Origin of the sequence: Herbaspirillum sp. 1130 (assembly GCF_017833835.1) — a bacterium.
Lineage (GTDB): Bacteria > Pseudomonadota > Gammaproteobacteria > Burkholderiales > Burkholderiaceae_D > Herbaspirillum > Herbaspirillum huttiense.
In genome coordinates, this window is record NZ_JAFICQ010000007.1 from 62,288 (window position 1) to 79,730 (window position 17,443).

General features: G+C 61.3%; 15 protein-coding genes. 1 reads left to right on the forward strand and 14 read right to left on the reverse strand.

Annotated features, from left to right (window positions below):
- The first annotated feature begins 58 nt into the window (after positions 1-58).
- A complete protein-coding gene (locus tag JOD78_RS25825) occupies positions 59-1,615 on the forward strand; it encodes a glucan biosynthesis protein G (RefSeq protein WP_209570022.1) in 1,557 nt (518 codons plus the stop codon).
- Between the two features lie 87 nt (positions 1,616-1,702).
- Here the strand turns inward: JOD78_RS25825 and JOD78_RS25830 are convergent, their stop codons facing one another.
- From JOD78_RS25830 to JOD78_RS25895, 14 genes are all read right to left on the reverse strand, one after another.
- On the reverse strand, positions 1,703-2,614 hold the full coding sequence (locus JOD78_RS25830) for a ParB/RepB/Spo0J family partition protein (RefSeq protein WP_034335237.1): 912 nt from the start codon (positions 2,612-2,614) through the stop codon (positions 1,703-1,705).
- 124 nt (positions 2,615-2,738) lie between these two features.
- A complete protein-coding gene (locus JOD78_RS25835) occupies positions 2,739-3,509 on the reverse strand; it encodes a ParA family protein (protein WP_039789186.1) in 771 nt (256 codons plus the stop codon).
- 20 nt (positions 3,510-3,529) lie between these two features.
- Positions 3,530-4,162, reverse strand: coding sequence for a leucine efflux protein LeuE (gene leuE / locus JOD78_RS25840; protein ID WP_039789187.1), 633 nt, complete (start codon positions 4,160-4,162; stop codon positions 3,530-3,532).
- A gap of 69 nt (positions 4,163-4,231) precedes the next feature.
- Positions 4,232-4,783 (reverse strand): lipocalin family protein, encoded by a 552-nt coding sequence (locus JOD78_RS25845; protein ID WP_121037416.1) that lies wholly within the window; start codon positions 4,781-4,783, stop codon positions 4,232-4,234.
- Positions 4,783-5,445, reverse strand: coding sequence for a 16S rRNA (guanine(527)-N(7))-methyltransferase RsmG (rsmG, locus tag JOD78_RS25850; RefSeq protein WP_121037413.1), 663 nt, complete (start codon positions 5,443-5,445; stop codon positions 4,783-4,785). The genes JOD78_RS25845 and rsmG overlap by 1 nt, the downstream gene beginning before the upstream one ends.
- A gap of 52 nt (positions 5,446-5,497) precedes the next feature.
- Positions 5,498-7,426: a tRNA uridine-5-carboxymethylaminomethyl(34) synthesis enzyme MnmG gene (gene mnmG / locus JOD78_RS25855; protein ID WP_209569984.1), complete on the reverse strand. Its 1,929-nt coding sequence runs from the start codon at positions 7,424-7,426 to the stop codon at positions 5,498-5,500.
- Between the two features lie 306 nt (positions 7,427-7,732).
- Positions 7,733-8,494, reverse strand: coding sequence for a TSUP family transporter (locus tag JOD78_RS25860; protein ID WP_039782929.1), 762 nt, complete (start codon positions 8,492-8,494; stop codon positions 7,733-7,735).
- Between the two features lie 298 nt (positions 8,495-8,792).
- The gene (locus tag JOD78_RS25865) at positions 8,793-9,773 is read right to left on the reverse strand and encodes a branched-chain amino acid ABC transporter permease (protein WP_121037407.1); all 981 of its coding nucleotides are present in this window, start codon (positions 9,771-9,773) and stop codon (positions 8,793-8,795) included.
- Positions 9,774-9,785: 12 nt separating this feature from the next.
- A complete protein-coding gene (locus JOD78_RS25870; protein ID WP_034335261.1) occupies positions 9,786-10,670 on the reverse strand; it encodes a branched-chain amino acid ABC transporter permease in 885 nt (294 codons plus the stop codon).
- Positions 10,671-10,810: 140 nt separating this feature from the next.
- On the reverse strand, positions 10,811-12,019 hold the full coding sequence (locus JOD78_RS25875) for an ABC transporter substrate-binding protein (protein ID WP_121037405.1): 1,209 nt from the start codon (positions 12,017-12,019) through the stop codon (positions 10,811-10,813).
- A gap of 184 nt (positions 12,020-12,203) precedes the next feature.
- Positions 12,204-12,932, reverse strand: coding sequence for an ABC transporter ATP-binding protein (locus JOD78_RS25880; RefSeq protein WP_034335281.1), 729 nt, complete (start codon positions 12,930-12,932; stop codon positions 12,204-12,206).
- 29 nt (positions 12,933-12,961) lie between these two features.
- A complete protein-coding gene (locus JOD78_RS25885; protein ID WP_209569982.1) occupies positions 12,962-13,732 on the reverse strand; it encodes an ABC transporter ATP-binding protein in 771 nt (256 codons plus the stop codon).
- Positions 13,733-13,943: 211 nt separating this feature from the next.
- The gene (locus JOD78_RS25890) at positions 13,944-15,563 is read right to left on the reverse strand and encodes a GMC family oxidoreductase N-terminal domain-containing protein (RefSeq protein ID WP_209569980.1); all 1,620 of its coding nucleotides are present in this window, start codon (positions 15,561-15,563) and stop codon (positions 13,944-13,946) included.
- Positions 15,564-15,643: 80 nt separating this feature from the next.
- Positions 15,644-17,155 (reverse strand): CoA-acylating methylmalonate-semialdehyde dehydrogenase, encoded by a 1,512-nt coding sequence (locus JOD78_RS25895; RefSeq protein WP_204726318.1) that lies wholly within the window; start codon positions 17,153-17,155, stop codon positions 15,644-15,646.
- Between the last annotated feature and the right edge of the window lie 288 nt (positions 17,156-17,443).

The window sequence follows — 17,443 nt, forward strand, 5'->3', positions numbered from 1 at the left end:
TCCGCGCGCCGCTTCTTCATGGAGAAATGCATTGATCAGACATGGATTGAAATGGCCCCTGCTGCAGGGCCTGGTACTCGCGGCATCCCTGCTGACGGCCTCGGTACAGGCACAGAGCGCGCAGGGCTTCGACCTCAACCAGGCGGTGGCACGCGCGAAGGAACTGGCCGCCAAGCCCTATCAGAAACCGGTGAGCAATCTCTCGCCGACCTTCGCGGCGATGCAGTTCGCCGATTACATGAAGATCCAGCCCAAGAGCGAGAAGTTCGAATGGCGCGACCAGAAGACGCCCTTCAAGCTGGCCTTCTATCACCAGGGCATGCAATTCAATGCCCCCGTAGCCATCCACGAAATCATCGATGGCCGCGTGCAGGACGTGGGCTACAGCACCGACCGCTTCAACTTCGGTGACCTGGCGCTGGCCAAGGACAGCACGGCACACCTGGGCTATGCGGGCTTCCGCGTGGTCTATCCCCTCAATCGCGATGACAAGGAAGACGAAGTCATGAGCGTGCTGGGCGCGAGCTACTTCCGCGTGATCGGCAAGGGACAGGTGTACGGACTCTCGGCACGTGGACTGGCGATCGATACCGCCATGATGAGCGGCGAAGAATTCCCGCATTTCACCGAGTTCTGGATACAGCGTCCGGCCCCGGGCGAAAAGCAGCTGACCTTCTACGCGCTGCTGGATTCGCCGCGTGCGACCGGCGCCTACAAGTTCACGCTCACGCCCGGCAAGGATGCCCTGCTCGATGTGCAGGCCCGCGTGTTCCTGCGCGCCGAGGTGGGCCGTCTGGGCATTGCGCCGCTGACCAGCATGTTCCTGTTCGGACCGAACCAGCAATCCTCGCGCCGCAACTTCCGTCCGGCCATTCATGATTCCAATGGCCTGGCGATCCATACGGGCAATGGCGAGTGGCTGTGGCGTCCGCTGAACGATCCGCAGAACGTGGAAGTGAGTTCCTTCGAGGTCACCAATCCGCGCGGCTTTGGCCTCCTGCAGCGTGGCCGCGAATTCTCTTCCTATGAAGACCTGAAGGACCGCTACGACCTGCGTCCCTCGGCCTGGATCGAACCCAAGGGCGACTGGGGCAAGGGTGCCGTACAACTGGTTGAAATCCCGACCGCCGACGAGACCAATGACAACATCGTGGCCTACTGGGTGCCTGCACAACAACCGGCACGCGGCACGCCGCTGGCTTATGACTATCGCATCCACTGGACCATGGATGAACCCTCCATCCTCAACAATGAAGTGGGCTGGGTGAAGCAGACCTTCCATACCGATGGCGAACTCACGCAAGCCAACCTGATCCGCGCCTTTGATGGCACCACGGCCTTGCTGGTGGACTTCACCGGTGGGCCGCTGGGTTCCCTGCCCGCAGGGACAGCGGTACAGCCGCAGGTGAATGTTTCCAACAATGGCGAACTGATCGATGCCCAGCTGCAGCCCAATCCGGCCATCAATGGCTGGCGCCTGACGCTGCGGGTGAAGATCCGCAACGTGGCGCAGGCAGTGGAATTGCGCGCAGCGCTCACGGCCAACGGCAAGCCGCTCACCGAGACCTGGAGCTATCAGCTGCCGCCGCGTTCGGATGTGCAGCGGACTTTCTGATGTCGGCGTAAATTATTTATATCAATAAAAAAGGGGCTGCTCCGAATGGAGCAGCCCCTTTTGCTTTGATGCGCAAAGCCGATGCGATCAGCTCTCCACCGACTCCCCGCGCAGGCGTGCGATGACACCATCGAGCGCATCGAGGTCGTTGAAGTTGATGATCAACTGGCCCTTGTTGCGGGCACCGGTCTTGATGCTGACCTGGGTGGCCAGCAGGTCCGAGAGTTCTTCTTCCAGGCGCGCGATATCGCGCGACTTGTCCTTGGCTTCGCGCGGCTTGGCGGCCTGCTCGGCGCTGGCGCGGGTGACCAGTTTCTCGGCATCACGTACCGACATGCGCTTGGCCACGATCTGGTTGGCCAGCTGGATCTGGGTCGCGGAATCGACGGCCAGCAGCGCACGGGCATGGCCCATGTCGATGTCGCCGGCCATGAGCATGGTCTGCACCGGCTTGGCCAGGTTCAACAGGCGCAGCAGGTTGGAGACCGCACTGCGCGAACGTCCCACGGCCAGTGCCGCCTGCTCGTGGGTGAAGGCGAAATCGGTGATGAGGCGATGGATGCCCTGGGCTTCTTCCAGGGGATTCAAATCCTCGCGCTGCATGTTTTCGATCAGCGCCATGGCGGCCGTGGTCTGGTCGTCCACGTTCTTGACCAGCACCGGCACCTCGGTCAGCCCGGCGATCTTGGCCGCGCGGAAGCGGCGTTCGCCGGCGATGATCTCGTAGGTATCTTTCCCGTTCTTCTGGCCGATGGCGCGGATCAGGATGGGCTGCAGCAAACCCTGTTCCTTGATCGAGGCCGCCAGTTCATTGAGCGCGCCTTCATCCATGCGGGTACGCGGCTGGTACTTGCCGGCCTGCAGTTCGGTCACGGCCATCACCGTGGGCAGGCCCTGCGCGGCTTGCGCCTGGGCTTCTTCAGTGATGTCGGAGGAGCCGCCGAGAAGCGCGTCCAGTCCGCGTCCCAGACCCTTGGATTTTTTCGGTAAAGTTGCCATGCGATTGCCTGATGAAAACGATGCGTGATTACGGCGTTGGGAGGTGCTGCCATTGGAGCGTGAATTCAAGCGTCAATTCGCGTATGAATTCACGCCTGAATTCGCGCTGTGATCAGCGCCTGAATTACAGCGTCTTGATGCGTTCAACCATTTCCGCGCCGAAGGCGATGTAAGCCTGTGCGCCCTTGGACGAAGGATCGAAGGTCACCCCCGGCAAACCATACGAAGGCGCTTCAGCCAGTCGCACATTGCGCGGGATGACGGTCTTGAAGACCTTGTCGCCGAAGTGCTGTTCCAGCTGGTCCGAGACCTGCTGCGACAGCGTCATGCGCGGATCGAACATCACGCGCAACAGGCCGATGACTTTCAGCTCCGGGTTCAGCTTGGCGTGCACCTTCTTGATGGTGTTGACCAGGTCCGACAAGCCTTCGAGCGCGTAGTACTCGCACTGCATCGGGATGATGACGCCATGCGCCGAGCACAGCCCGTTCAGGGTCAGCATCGACAGCGCAGGCGGGCAGTCGATGAGGATGAAGTCATAGTCCTCGGCGACGGCGGCGAAGGCGATCTTCAGGCGCGCTTCGCGCTGTTCCAGCTCCACCATTTCCACTTCGGCACCGGCCAGTTCGCGGTTGGCGGGCAGCACGTCGAAGCCGCCGGCTTCGGAACGCTTGCGTACGGCGCGGATGTCGGACATGCCCAGCAGCACTTCATAGATCGAGCCTTCCAGCGTCGACTTGTTGATCCCCGCCCCCATGGTGGCATTGCCCTGCGGATCGAGGTCGGCCAGCAATACGCGCTGGTTCAGTTGTGCCAGTCCAGCCGCGAGATTGACTGCGGTAGTGGTCTTGCCTACGCCACCTTTCTGGTTGGCGACACAAAATATTTTTGCCATAGTTCGTTCTTATGAGTGCGTTATTGCGTGGTCAACTTGATGCCGAAACCGATCAGGAACACGCCGGCTGCCCGTGAGGCCAGCTTGGCGATGGTGCGATTGCGGGCCATGCGGCGCGCGGCGGCATTGCCGACGATGACCAGCAAGCTGCCATACAGGAGGGTGCAGCTGCTGATGACTGCGCCCATCGTGAAGAAGGTCAGCGCGCCTTGCTGCGTGGCCGGATCCAGGAACAGCGGGAAGAAGGCCATGTAGAACACGATGGCTTTCGGGTTGAACAAGGTGACCAAAAAGCCGCGCCGGAAATCTGCGGCATTGGAAAAGGGTACGACTGTACCACCGCCCTCGCCTCTTGCAAACAGGAGACGTCCGCCCAGGTAGGCCAGATAGGCCGCGCCCAGGTATTGCAGGCCATGGAACAGCAAGGGATTGGCATGCAGCAAAGCGGCCACGCCGGCTGCAGCCAGGAACATCAGCACGATGTCGCCCAGCATGAGACCCGCCTGCGCCATGAAGCCGCCGCGCAAGCCGCCCTTGGCCGCGCAGGTGAGCACGCAGAAGGTACCGGGACCAGGCAGGAGCAGGAACACCATGGTGGCCGCAATCAATTGCCAGATGTCGGTGATGCCGAGGGAATGAAAGATCGCCTGCATGGTGGGTCTCCTTGAATGTGAGCGGCCCGGGTTGCTGCCCGGGCCGCTCGCCTGATGTGAGGTACCGTGTTACGGCTTGCTCTTGACCACCCGCGCGGTATCGAACCCTTGCTTGGTGGCGTTGTTGAGTGCGTTCTCGTATTGCTCGTCACTGATGGTGGGCGTGCGCGAGAGGATCCACAGGTATTCGCGCGAGGGGCTGCCCACGGTGGCCAGGGTGTATTGATCGTCCAGGTCCATGATCCAGTAGTCACCCCACACCATCGGGATCCAGGACAGCCAGGCCGGCGCAAAGCGCACTTCCAGCTTGCTGTTGTTGCTGCCCGGGACCACCCGCGCCACGCCCTTGGCTTCCTCCGTGCCATCGGCCGTCTTGCAGCGGTTGACGACATCGATCATGCCATCATCGCGCGCGGAATACTCTGCGCTGGTGCCGGAAATGCATTTTTTCTGGAAGCTGTTGGGAATCTTGGCGATTTCGTACCACTTGCCGGCGTAACGCTTCAGGTCCACCGAAGGGACCGTCTTGACCTCCTGAGCAGAGGCGGATGCCATGCCCAGGCCGCCATAGGCTGCCATCGAGACCATGGTGGCCACCAGGGCCAGTTTAAGTTTGTTCATCAGGTCGTTCTTTCCATGAAGATGAGATGCCGTTCGGCATCCAGGCCCGGTACCTGCAGGGGCTGCACTTGCTGCACCTTCCACCCCGCCGGCAACCGGTCGATTTCCTCTTGCGGCAGCACGCCCTTGAGCGCGATGTACTTGCCACCTTGTTGCAGGAGGTGGTTCGACCATGTGACGAAGTCCTTCAGTTCCGCAAAAGCACGTGAAGTGATGACATCGTATTGTTGCTCGACAGGCAACTGCTCGACCCGCGCATGCAGCACCGTCACATTGCCCAGGTGCAATTGGGCCTTCACCTGATTGAGGAAAGCGGTTTTCTTCGAAACCGTATCGACCAGGGTAATCTGCATCTGCGGCTGCGCCTCGGCCGCCCAGATGGCCAGCACGATGCCCGGCAGGCCGCCACCGGCACCCACATCCAGCACACGCTGGGCACCCGCGAAGGCCGACACTGCCGAGAGCGAATCCAGCAAGTGGTGCGTCACCATCTGCGCCGGATCACGCAAGGCCGTCAGGTTGTAGACCTTGTTCCACTTGGCCAGCAGAGCCTGGTATGCCATCAGCTTGTCGATCTGGGCAGCGGAGAGCGCCAGGCCCATGGCCTGGGCGCCTTCCTTCAGGGTGCGGGTCAGATTGTTCAGGTCTGCAGTGTTGCTCATCCGTGATGCCTTGGTATTGATCTGGTTCGGGACGGGTGTCCGGTATTTTTCTTCACGCCGCTTGGTTGTCAGCGCCAGTAGCCTGTTTCAGGCCCCCCTTCTTCAGGTGCACCAGCAGCAGCGACAGCGCCGCCGGGGTCACGCCGGAAATGCGGGAAGCCTGGCCCAGGGTTTCCGGGCGATGCTTGTTGAGCTTCTGGCGCACTTCGATGGAGAGTGCCTTGACGTCCATGTAGTCGAGGTCGGCCGGCAGCTTCAGGTTTTCATTGTGATCCTGACGGCTGATCTCGTTGGCCTGGCGCGCGATGTAACCGGCGTACTTGACCTGGATCTCGACCTGTTCACGCACCGGGCCCTCTTCGATGCCGGGGCCGGCCAGCGCCTGGCCTTCGGTGCCGGTCAGGCCCATGAGGCTGTCATAAGTCACGTTGGGACGGCGCAGCAGGTCCAGCAGGTTGTATTCGCGCTCGATGGCCTTGCCCAGCACGCGCTCGGCTTCCGCTGCGGCCAGGATGCGCGGGTTCACCCAGGTCGACTTCAGGCGTTCCATTTCACGTGAAACGGCTTCACGCTTGCGCTCGAAGGCTTCCCATTGCGCATCGCCGACGCAGCCGAGTTCGCGGCCGATTTCGGTCAGGCGCAGGTCGGCATTGTCTTCGCGCAGCGAAAGGCGGTATTCGGCGCGGCTGGTGAACATGCGGTACGGCTCCTGCACGCCTTGGGTGACCAGGTCGTCGACCAGCACCCCGAGGTAGGCTTCATCGCGGCGCGGGGTCCAGGCTTCACGGCCCTGGGTCTGCAGGGCGGCGTTGATGCCGGCCAGCATGCCTTGGGCGGCCGCTTCTTCATAGCCGGTGGTGCCGTTGATCTGGCCAGCGAAGAACAGGCCCTGGACCTGGCGGGTTTCCAGCGAAGACTTCAGGCCGCGCGGATCGTAATAGTCATATTCGATGGCATAGCCGGGACGCAGGATGTGGGCGTTTTCCATGCCCTTCATCGAGCGCACCAGTTCCAGCTGCACGTCGAATGGCAGGCTGGTGGAGATGCCATTGGGGTAGAACTCGTGGGTGGTCAGGCCCTCGGGTTCCAGGTAGATCTGGTGCGAATCCTTGCTGGCGAAGCGATGGATCTTGTCTTCGATGGAGGGGCAGTAACGCGGGCCCACACCTTCGATGACGCCGGTGTACATCGGGCTGCGATCCAGCCCGCCACGGATGATGTCGTGGGTGCGGCTGTTGGTATGGGTGATCCAGCACGGCATCTGGCGCGGGTGCATGGCGGCATTGCCCATGACGGAGAACACCGGAACCGGATCGAGATCGCCCGGCTGCTCTTCCAGAATCGCCAGGTTGATGGTGCGGCCATCGATGCGCGGCGGGGTGCCGGTCTTCAGGCGACCCTGCGGCAGCTTCAATTCCTTCAGGCGTGCCGACAGCGAGACCGCAGGCGGATCACCGGCACGGCCACCGGAATAATTGTTCAGGCCAACGTGGATCTTCCCGTCCAGGAAAGTACCGGCGGTCAGCACCACGGCGTGGCCGGCAAAGCGGATACCGGCCTGGGTAATGGCACCGACGACGCGGTCGCCTTCGAGCATCAGGTCATCCACGGCCTGCTGGAACAGCCACAGATTGGGCTGGTTTTCGAGGCGCGAGCGGATCGCCGCCTTGTACAGGATACGGTCGGCCTGGGCGCGGGTGGCACGCACGGCCGGGCCCTTGGAGGAATTCAGGATGCGGAACTGGATGCCCGCCTCGTCGGTGGCAATCGCCATCGCCCCACCCATGGCATCGACTTCCTTGACCAGATGGCCCTTGCCGATCCCGCCGATGGAGGGATTGCAGGACATCTGGCCCAGGGTTTCGATGTTGTGCGTCAGGAGCAGGGTTTTCTGGCCCATGCGTGCTGCGGCCAGTGCAGCTTCGGTGCCGGCGTGACCGCCGCCAACGACGATGACGTCAAATTGTGTGGGGAATAGCATGATGCGGGCCTCGCGTAGAGGTGAGAACAGAGGCGAGATTATAAGACCTTTTATCTGGCGGGGTCCGAGGTGGGGTCGGTAGCTGTTGGTTTACCGCACTTCCCTGCCCTGCCAGACACTATCGGCCGACCGATTCGATAGTCTTGGCTGATCAATGAAACATCGATGGGGATTGTTTCACGTGAAACAGCGGGCTGGATTTTGTGGCTGAAGCAGGAATATGAATGAAAAAACGGAGCATCGCGCTCCGTCTTTTGGGTCGGGGGTCGGATGTTTCACGTGAAACACCCGGTGAAGTTTTTTGCCCTACTTGAGGAAAGCGTCGTAACCCGACTTCAGGATCAGCGCTCCCACCACCACCAGGAACAGCTTGCGAACAAAGACGCTGCCATGCTTCATCGCCAGTCGTGTGCCCACCAGCGAGCCACCGATGTTGAACACGGCCATCAGCAAACCCAATTGCCAGATGACGTGGCCGCTGTACCCGAACCAGCACAAGGCCGCCAGGTTGGTCGCAATATTGACGAACTTGGAGACGGCCGAGGCTGACAGGAAGTCATAGCTGAAAACGCGCACGAACAGGAATACCAGGAAGCTGCCCGTACCTGGACCGAACACGCCGTCATAAAAGCCCACTGCCCCACCGATCAGCGCGGCGTAGATGATTTCCCTGGTGCCGCTCAGCGTGGGCGCATGGGTGGTGCCGAAGTCCTTCTTCTTCAACGTGTAGAGTGCAACGGCGATCAGGACGAAGGGCAAGGCCTTGCGAATCAGGTCGGTCGGGATATGGGTGACGACATAGGCCCCAAAGAAGGAAAAAGCAAAGGCTGCCATCGCGGCTGGTGTCACGGTGCTCCACCTCACCGCGACCTTGCGCGCGAAGTTGATGGCAGCAGCACTCGTGCCCATCACGCCGGCCACCTTGTTGGTCCCCAGCAAAGTCGCCGGAGCAGTATTGGGAAAGACTGAGAACAGCGTCGGCACCAACACCAGTCCGCCTCCTCCCACCACGGCATCGATCAAGCCGGCAACGAAGGCCGCGCCACACAACACTACATAATCCAGCATCACTTGCCCTCCCCGGTCGACGTGACGAAATGAACTGCCAGATCGGCAAAGGATGAAACAGGGCTGAACATGGGATGAGGGGGATGGATAAACGGTGAAATGAAGAATGGATCAGGCGGGCCACATTCTACCGCCCTGCCCCGGCTGGCATCAGCCACAGAGATGACGCTTTGGGCACTGTTGCGGAACACATCCCTGCTGTTCTGGCTGGCCCGTCATGAAGCAAAAAATTACCGCCGGGAAATCACCCTCAGGTGACTTGCCGGCGGCAGATGAAGTTTTAAGCTTAAGCGAAAAACTAGTGCGATCCCTTGGCTTGCCCCTTCCCGGCCAAGGCCAGGATCTCGCCCACGATGCCTTTTCGGAAAGCCAGCACGCAGACGATGAAGATGAAGCCGGTCACAATCGTCACCGAATCTCCCAAGGTGTTGAACCAGTCGATGCTGGTGACATTGGCCAGCCAGGCACCGATATCACCCAGCTTGTTCTCCAGCATGATGATGATGATCGCGCCGACGATGGGACCGACGATGGTGCCCAGGCCACCCACCAGGGTCATCAGGACCACCAGGCCGGACATGCTCCAGTGCACATCGGTCAGGGTCTCGAAGCCCAGCACCAGCGTCTTGGTGGCACCCGCCAGACCCGACAAACCGGCCGACAGCACGAAGGCCAGCAGCTTGTAGCGCGCCACGTCATAGCCCAGCGAGATGGCACGCGGTTCGTTCTCCTTGATGGCCTTGAGCACCTGGCCAAACGGGGAATGGATGGTCCGCACGATCAGCGCAAAGCCTGCCACCGCGATCGCCAGCACGACGTAGTACAGGGTCATGTCGCTGCCCAGGTCGATCACGCCCAGCAGCTTGCCGCGCGGCACGCCCTGCAAACCATCCTCGCCACCGGTGAACGGTGCCTGCAAGGCCACGAAGAACAGCATCTGCGCCAGCGCCAGGGTGATCATGGTGAAGTAGATGCCCTGGCGGCGAATCGCCAGCAACCCCATCACCAGGCCGATCAGAGCACCGGTCAGGGTACCGATGATCAGTCCAAGTTCAGTCGGCAAACCCCACACCTTCAGCGACTGGCCGCACATGTAGCCGGCCCAGCCGAGGAAAGCCGCATGGCCGAAGGACAACAGGCCGGTGTAGCCGATCAGCAGGTTGAAGGCGCAGGCGAACAGCGCAAAGCACAGCATCTTCATCAGGAACACCGGGTAGATGCCGAACGGTGCCGCCAATAACAATATTAGTAAAACAGCAATTCCGATTTTCTTGTTCATGCCGGTCTCCGATTATTTCTCTTTGCCGAACAGGCCGGCCGGACGGACCATCAGGACGATGGCCATGATGATGAAGACCACGGTCGCCGACAGCTCCGGGTAGAACACCCGGGTCAGGCCCTCGATCAGGCCCAGCACCAGGCCGGTGATGATCGAACCGAGGATGGAGCCCATGCCGCCGATGACCACCACCGCGAAGACGGTAATGATCAGGTTGGAACCCATCAGCGGCGAGACCTGGATCACGGGCGCGGCCAGCACGCCGGCGAAGGCCGCTAGGGCCACGCCGAAGCCGTAGGTCAGGGTCACCATCAGGGGCACGTTGATGCCGAAGGCTTCCACCAGCTTGGGGTTCTCGGTACCGGCGCGCAGGTAGGCACCCAGGCGTGTCTTCTCGATCACGAACCAGGTGGCAAAGCAGATCACCAGCGAGGCCACCACGACCCAGGCGCGATAGTTGGGCAACACCATAAAGCCGAGGTTGGTCGCACCCTGCAGCAGGTCAGGCACCGAATACGGCTGGCCCGAGACGCCATAGATGGAGCGGAAGATGCCCTCGATCATGAGCGTGATGCCGAAAGTCAGCAGCAGCCCGTAGAGGTGGTCCAGCTTGTAGAGCCAGCGCAGCATGGTCTTCTCGATCACGATGCCGAACAGGCCCACCAGGATCGGTGCCACGATGAGCATGACCCAGTAATTGAGTCCCAGATAGGTCAGGCCCATCCAGGCCAGGAAAGCGCCCAGCATGTAGAGCGTGCCGTGCGCGAAGTTGATCACGTTGAGCAAGCCGAAGATCACCGCCAGGCCCAGCGAGAGCATGGCGTAGAAGGAGCCGTTGACCAGGCCCAGCAGCAGCTGGCTCAACAAGGCTTGCAGGGGTATGCCGAATAGTTCCATAAAAACCCGTTCATCCAGATGGGTGAAGAACGCCACCGCTTACAGCAAAAATCTGCCATCCCCGCGTGAACAGAAATGACAGATTTTGCTGGCTGTGCGATGGCCTTACTGCTTGATGCATGCAGCTCGATGCGAAAGGATCACTTCCAGGCCGCGCACTTGGATTCGGCCTTGGTGGTCCACGCCTGCTCTGCCGGAATGGTCTGCACCAGCTTGTAGTAGTCCCACGGGTACTTCGAATCCGCCTGGGCCTTCACCTGATACAGGTACATGTCGTGCACCACGCGGCCGTCAGCGCGCAGGTAGCCGTTCTTCTGGTACAGGTCGTTGAACTTGGCCTTGCGCAGCGCAGCCATGACCTTGTCGGAATCATCGGTACCGATTTCCTTGACGATCTTCAGGTACTGCAGCGCGGCCGAGTAATCGCCGGCCTGCAGGGAAGACGGCATTTTCTTGCGCACGGCGAAGTAGCGCTTGGCGAAGGCACGGGTTTCCTCGTTGGCATCCCAGTACCAGCTGTCGGTCAGGTACAGGCCTTCGGTGTTCTTCAGGGTCAGCGAGTGCACGTCGTTGATGAACACCAGCAGACCCGCCAGCTTGGCCGTCTTGGTGATGCCGAACTCGTTGGCGGCCTTCACCGAGTTGATGAAGTCGCCACCGGCGTTGGCCAGGCCGATGATCTGGGCCTTGGAGCTCTGTGCCTGCAGCAGGAAGGAGGAGAAGTCGGAAGCGCCCAGCGGGTGCTTGACCGAGCCCACCACGGTGCCGCCGGAGGCCTTCACGACGTTGGCGGTATCGGATTCCAGCGAGTGGCCGAAGGCATAGTCAGCAGTCAGGAAGAACCAGCTCTTGCCGCCCTGCTTCACCACCGCCGAACCAGTGCCCTTGGCCAGGGCCACGGTGTCGTAGGCGTAGTGCACGGTGTAGGGCGAGCACTCTTCATTGGTCAGACGGGCCGTGCCGGCACCGACCGAGAAATACACCTTCTTCTTTTCGGCTGCGACCTTGGCGCTGGCCAGGGCGGTGCCGGAGTTGGTGCCACCGATCAGCACATCCACGCCCTGCTGGTCGAACCATTCACGGGCCTTGCTGGCGGCCACGTCGGCCTTGTTCTGGTGGTCGGCCACGACCAGTTCGATCTTCTTGCCGTTGATGGAACCGCCCATGTCGGCGATGGCCATCTTGATGGCTTCCGCGCCACCCTGGCCGTCGATGTCCGAATACACGCCCGAGATATCGGTAATGAAACCGATCTTGATCACATCCCCCGAGATCTGTGCCGAAGCCGGCGCGGTCGCGAATGCCGCAGCTGCTGCGGTAACGGCCAGTGCCATTGCCTTGAGTTTCATTTTCATCTCCTCTGTTATGAAGCCCGCTTGATGATTTCGATGCGAGACAACTTGGTGGAACGGGGAGAGGATCGCTCACCCCGCGGACGTACTTGTTGGCAGTACTTCTAGTCGTGAAGCTGGTGATACCGGAAAAATCTGGAAGCCGGTCCCGGCAGCGCAGTGCATTGCCGGGACGCGATGCTTAAACGCCGAGCAGTTCGTTCAGGGTCTGCATCTTCGCTTCCAGCTGGGAGGAAGCGAAGGATTCGACGATCTGGCCGTGTTCCATCACATAGAAGCGATCCGCCAGCGGCGCGGCGAAGCGGAAGTTCTGCTCGACCATGACGATGGTGTAGCCCTTGGCCTTGAGCGTGGTGATCATGCGGGCCAGGGCCTGCACGATGACCGGCGCCAGGCCTTCGGAGATCTCGTCGAGCAGCAGCAGGCGGGCACCGGTGCGCAGGATGCGGGCCACGGCCAGCATCTGCTGTTCACCACCGGACAGGCGCGTGCCCTGGCTGTTGCGACGTTCCTTCAGGTTGGGGAACATCTCATAGATCTCGTCGATGGACATGCCCTTGTCGGTCTTGGAGACGAAAGGCGGCAGCATCAGGTTTTCTTCGGCCGAGAGCGAGGAGAAGATGCCCCGCTCTTCCGGGCAGTACCCCACGCCGTAGTGGGCGATCTTGTGGGTGGCCAGGTTGATGGTTTCCTGGCCGTTGATCTTGATCGAGCCCTTGCGGGTACCGACCAGGCCCATGATGGAACGCAGCGTGGTGGTGCGGCCGGCGCCGTTGCGGCCCAGCAGCGTCACCACTTCGCCCTGGTGGACGTTGAGGTTGACGTTGTGCAGGATGTGCGATTCGCCGTACCAGGATTGCAGATCACTGATCTGCAGCACCAGCGGCGCGGAAGAAGAAGACGTCGTCATGGCAGCAGCATTCATGGTGGCGGTACTCATCAGTGAGCCCCTTGCAGTTCGACCGAGGTGCTGCCCATGTAGGCTTCCATCACCTGCGGATTGCGCGAGACTTCTTCATAGCTGCCTTCGGCCAGCAGCGCGCCGCGTTGCAGCACGCTGATGCGGTCGCAGATGCCGGAGATCACGCTCATGTTGTGCTCCACCATCAGGATGGTGCGGCCGGCCGAGACCTTCTTGATCAGGGCGGTGACGCGATCCACGTCTTCGTGGCCCATGCCCTGGGTCGGTTCGTCCAGCAACATCAGTTCCGGCTCCATGGCCAGGGTGGTGGCGATCTCCAGGGCGCGCTTGCGGCCGTACGGGAGGTCCACCGTGGTGGTGCGGGCAAAACTGGTCAGGTCCACTTCTTCCAGCAGCTGCATGGCGCGCTCGTCGAGCTGCTTCAGGCTCTCGCCGTTCTTCCAGAAATGGAAGGACGTACCGAGCTTGCGCTGCAAGCCGATGCGCACGTTTTCCAGCACGCTCATGTGCGGGAAGACAGCAGAAATCTGGAAGGAGCGAATGATGCCCTGGCGCGCGATCTGCGCAGGCGCATCCATGGTGATGTCTTTGCCGTTGAACAGGATCTGGCCCGAGGTCGGGACCAGGAACTTGGTCAAGAGGTTGAAGCAAGTCGTCTTGCCGGCACCGTTGGGGCCGATCAAGGCATGAATGTGACCGCGCTCAATTTGCAGGTTGACCGCGCTTACTGCCGTGAAACCCTTGAATTCCTTCGTCAGGTTTCGTGTCTCCAGAATGACGTCTGTCATGGTCTCTTCTTTCCCTTTGATGCCCGCGCCGGTGGATCCGGTCGTCAAGGCCTGCCTGCTGCAGAACACTGAATCTTTTGGATTCAGGAACCGCTTTGTTTACCTGGCGAATCGAGAAGCTAGTTTTAATATTTGGCGCATAGTAGCCGGTTCGTACCATTCATACAATACGTATAAGTACCGTATGGTCCAGCGCCTGAGAATTGCCGTCTTATGCCCGGGAAAGCAGGCTGGACGCGACTTTCTCGGCGATCATGACGGTCGGGGAATTGGTGTTGCCGGAGGTGATGGAGGGCATCACGGAGGCATCGGCCACACTCAATCCTGACACGCCACGCACCCGGCATTGGGCATCGACCACGGCCATTGCATCATCGCTGCGCCCCATGCGGCAGGTACCGACCGGATGGAAGATGGTGGTGCCCACTTCACCGGCGGCGCGATACAAATCGGCTTCACTTTCATACTGTGTGCCGGGCTTGTATTCCTCCGGGCGATAACGCGAGAGTGCGGGTGAGGCCGCGATGCGGCGGGTCAGGCGCAGGGCGTTGGCGGCGACCTTGAGGTCTTCTTCGGTGGAGAGATAGTTGGTGGTGATGCGCGGGGCCAGTGCGTGATCGGTGGAGCCCAGGCGTACATGGCCGCGCGAGGTCGGACGCAGGTTGCACACGCTGGCGGTGAAGGCCGGGAAGGCGTGCAGCGGGTCGCCGAATTTTTCCAGCGACAGCGGTTGCACGTGATACTGCAAGTTGGCGCTGGCCTGCTGCGCATCGGATTTGGCAAAGGCGCCCAGCTGCGAGGGCGCCATCGACATCGGGCCGCTTTGCAGGAGCAGATATTCCAGTCCGATCTTCATCTTGCCGACCAGAGTGGACGCCATGGCGTTGAGGGTCCTGGCACCATCGACCTTGAAGACCATGCGCATCTGCAGGTGATCCTGCAGGTTCTCGCCCACGCCCGGCAGCGCGTGCACCACGGGGATCTGGTGCTGCTGCAACAGGACCGGATCAGCGATGCCCGACATCTGCAGAATGTGCGGCGAACCGATGGCACCGGCACAGAGGATGGTCTCCTTCGCTTCGGCAAACCAGGCACTGCCCCCGCCGGTGAATTCGACGCCGGTGCACACCGGCCCCTGCTCGCCCTGCTCCATGCGCAGGCGGCTCACGTGGGAGCCGGTCATGATGGTGAGGTTGCCATCCTTCATGGCAGGCCGCAGGAAGGCCTTGGAAGCGTTCCAGCGCACGCCGCGCTTCTGGTTGACGTCAAAGTAGCCAGAGCCCTCGTTATCGCCGCAGTTGAAGTCCTCGACCTTGGGGATGCCATTCTCGGCGGCCGCATCGCGGAAGGCATCCAAGATGTCCCAGCGCAAACGCTGTTTCTCCACGCGCCATTCACCGCCGGCACCGTGGAACTGGCTCGCACCGAGGTGATAGTCCTCGCTCTTCTTGAACAGCGGAAGCACGTTCTGCCAGCGCCAGCTGTCGTCACCCGTGACTTCGGCCCAGTGATCGTAATCACGCGCCTGGCCACGCATGTAGATCATGCCGTTGATGGAAGAGCAGCCGCCCAGCACCTTGCCGCGCGGGTAGATCAGGCTGCGGCCATTGAGGCCCGGATCGGCCTCGGTGCGGAACATCCAGTCAGTGCGTGGATTGTTGATGCAGTAGAGATAGCCGACCGGGATGTGAATCCAGATGTAGTCGTCCTTGGCCCCCGCTTCCAGCAGCAGCACCTTCTTGCCGGTCTGGCGCGAAAGCCGGTTGGCCATGACGCAGCCGGCGGTGCCGGCACCAATGATGATGTAGTCGTATTGCCCTGCCGATTGCATGGTGTCTCCGCTGGCTTGTTCTTGTGATCTTGTCGTCTGCCGCCGCCCCCTGCCACGGCAAGAGGCGGCCGGCGCCCTGCTTACTTCGCCACCGGCATGGTGAACTCAGCCCCCTTGCCGATGGTGGCCGACCAGCGCTGCATGATGGACTTGTAGCGCGTATAGAAGCGAATGCCCTCTTCGCCATAGGCATGGGTATCGCCGAAGAGCGAACGCTTCCAGCCGCCGAAGGAATGCCAGGCCATCGGCACCGGGATGGGCACGTTGATGCCCACCATGCCGACCTGGATGCGGCGCGAGAATTCATGCGCGGTATTGCCGTCGGCCGTAAAGAGCGAGACGCCATTGCCGTACTCATGCGCGTTGATCAGTTGCACAGCCGACGCGAAGTCCGGCACGCGCACCACGCACAGTACCGGACCGAAGATTTCTTCCTGGTAGATCTTCATCTCGGTCGTGACATTGTCGAAGAGCGTGCCGCCGATGAAGAATCCTTCCTCATGGCCCGGCACCTTCAGGCCGCGGCCATCGACCAGCAGCTTGGCACCTGCATCCACGCCGCTCTGGATATAACCCTCCACCTTGGCCTTGTGGGCGGCGGTGACCAGCGGGCCCATCTCGGCGTCCTCTTCCATGCCGTTCTTGACCTTGAGTGCCTTCACGCGCGGGATCAGTGCGTCCACCAGCTTGTCGGCCACGCTGCCCACGGCCACCGCCACCGAGATCGCCATGCAGCGCTCGCCGGCCGACCCATAGGCCGCACCGATCAGGGCATCGACGGCCTGCTCCAGGTTGGCGTCGGGCATCACGACCAGGTGGTTCTTTGCACCGCCCAGCGCCTGTGCACGCAGCGGGAAGGTGCCCGCACGCTCGGTGGCCTTGCGGTAGATGTATTCGGCAATCGGGGTGGAGCCGACGAAGGACACTGCCTGCACCTCCGGATGCTCCAGCAGCGCGTCCACGGCCACCTTGTCGCCCTGAACCACGTTGAAGACGCCATCCGGCAGCCCAGCGCGCTTGAACAGTTCAGCCAGCATCAGCGAAGGTGAAGGATCGCGCTCGGAGGGCTTGAGCACGAAGCTGTTGCCGGTCGCAATGGCAATCGGCGCCATCCACAGCGGCACCATCACCGGGAAGTTGAACGGCGTGATGCCGGCCGTCACCCCCAGCGGCTGGCGCAGGTTCCAGTTGTCGATGCCGCCGCCGATGTTGTCGGTGAACTGGGTCTTGAGCAATTGCGGAATGCCGGTGGCGAATTCGACGATCTCCAGGCCACGCGTGACCTCCCCTTTCGCATCCGAAAACACCTTGCCGTGCTCCAAGGTGATGGCCTTGGCCAGCGCATCGTGATTCTGCTCGATCAGCTCCTTGAACTTGAACAGCACCCGCGCCCGCTTCAAGGGAGCCGTCTCGGCCCAGGCCGGTGCCGCCGCACTGGCTGCTGCCACGGCCGCATTGACTTCCTGCACCGAGGCCAGCGAGACCTTGGCGGTGGCAGCACCGGTGGCCGGATTGAAGACATCCTGGCTGCGGCCGCTCTCGGAGCGGGAAATCTGGCCATTGATGAAGTGATCGATGTGCGGGAGGCTCATAAGGTTTCCTTTGGTGTTTTCAATGAAGGTGGAAGGCGCTGTCTCCTGCTCCCTCCTGCAATCTGGCCAGTCCGTCACCCCGACGGACCCATGGCATGGATGAGCAAGAATAGTCGCCCACCCGCCGGACATCCAATGAGGAATTATCAAGAGCAATATAAAGATTGCTTATAATCTGGACTTTCTTGTACACACGCTACCCACAAGATCCTCACAGCCTGGTCACAGGGATATCCACGGGTTTATCCACACCCAGGATCGTGAAGAAGAAGGATCAATTGCGGGAGA

Bases quoted from the DNA above. Each gene is read 5' to 3' on its own strand.
- JOD78_RS25845 (WP_121037416.1), bottom strand. From the start codon at position 4,783: ATGAACAAACTTAAACTGGCCCTGGTGGCCACCATGGTCTCGATGGCA.
- leuE (WP_039789187.1), bottom strand. From the start codon at position 4,162: ATGCAGGCGATCTTTCATTCCCTCGGCATCACCGACATCTGGCAATTG.
- JOD78_RS25895 (WP_204726318.1), bottom strand. From the start codon at position 17,155: ATGAGCCTCCCGCACATCGATCACTTCATCAATGGCCAGATTTCCCGC.
- JOD78_RS25890 (WP_209569980.1), bottom strand. From the start codon at position 15,563: ATGCAATCGGCAGGGCAATACGACTACATCATCATTGGTGCCGGCACC.
- rsmG (WP_121037413.1), bottom strand. From the start codon at position 5,445: ATGAGCAACACTGCAGACCTGAACAATCTGACCCGCACCCTGAAGGAA.
- JOD78_RS25885 (WP_209569982.1), bottom strand. From the start codon at position 13,732: ATGACAGACGTCATTCTGGAGACACGAAACCTGACGAAGGAATTCAAG.
- JOD78_RS25830 (WP_034335237.1), bottom strand. From the start codon at position 2,614: ATGGCAACTTTACCGAAAAAATCCAAGGGTCTGGGACGCGGACTGGAC.
- JOD78_RS25875 (WP_121037405.1), bottom strand. From the start codon at position 12,019: ATGAAACTCAAGGCAATGGCACTGGCCGTTACCGCAGCAGCTGCGGCA.
- JOD78_RS25835 (WP_039789186.1), bottom strand. From the start codon at position 3,509: ATGGCAAAAATATTTTGTGTCGCCAACCAGAAAGGTGGCGTAGGCAAG.
- JOD78_RS25860 (WP_039782929.1), bottom strand. From the start codon at position 8,494: ATGCTGGATTATGTAGTGTTGTGTGGCGCGGCCTTCGTTGCCGGCTTG.
- JOD78_RS25870 (WP_034335261.1), bottom strand. From the start codon at position 10,670: ATGGAACTATTCGGCATACCCCTGCAAGCCTTGTTGAGCCAGCTGCTG.
- mnmG (WP_209569984.1), bottom strand. From the start codon at position 7,426: ATGCTATTCCCCACACAATTTGACGTCATCGTCGTTGGCGGCGGTCAC.
- JOD78_RS25865 (WP_121037407.1), bottom strand. From the start codon at position 9,773: ATGAACAAGAAAATCGGAATTGCTGTTTTACTAATATTGTTATTGGCG.
- JOD78_RS25880 (WP_034335281.1), bottom strand. From the start codon at position 12,932: ATGACGACGTCTTCTTCTTCCGCGCCGCTGGTGCTGCAGATCAGTGAT.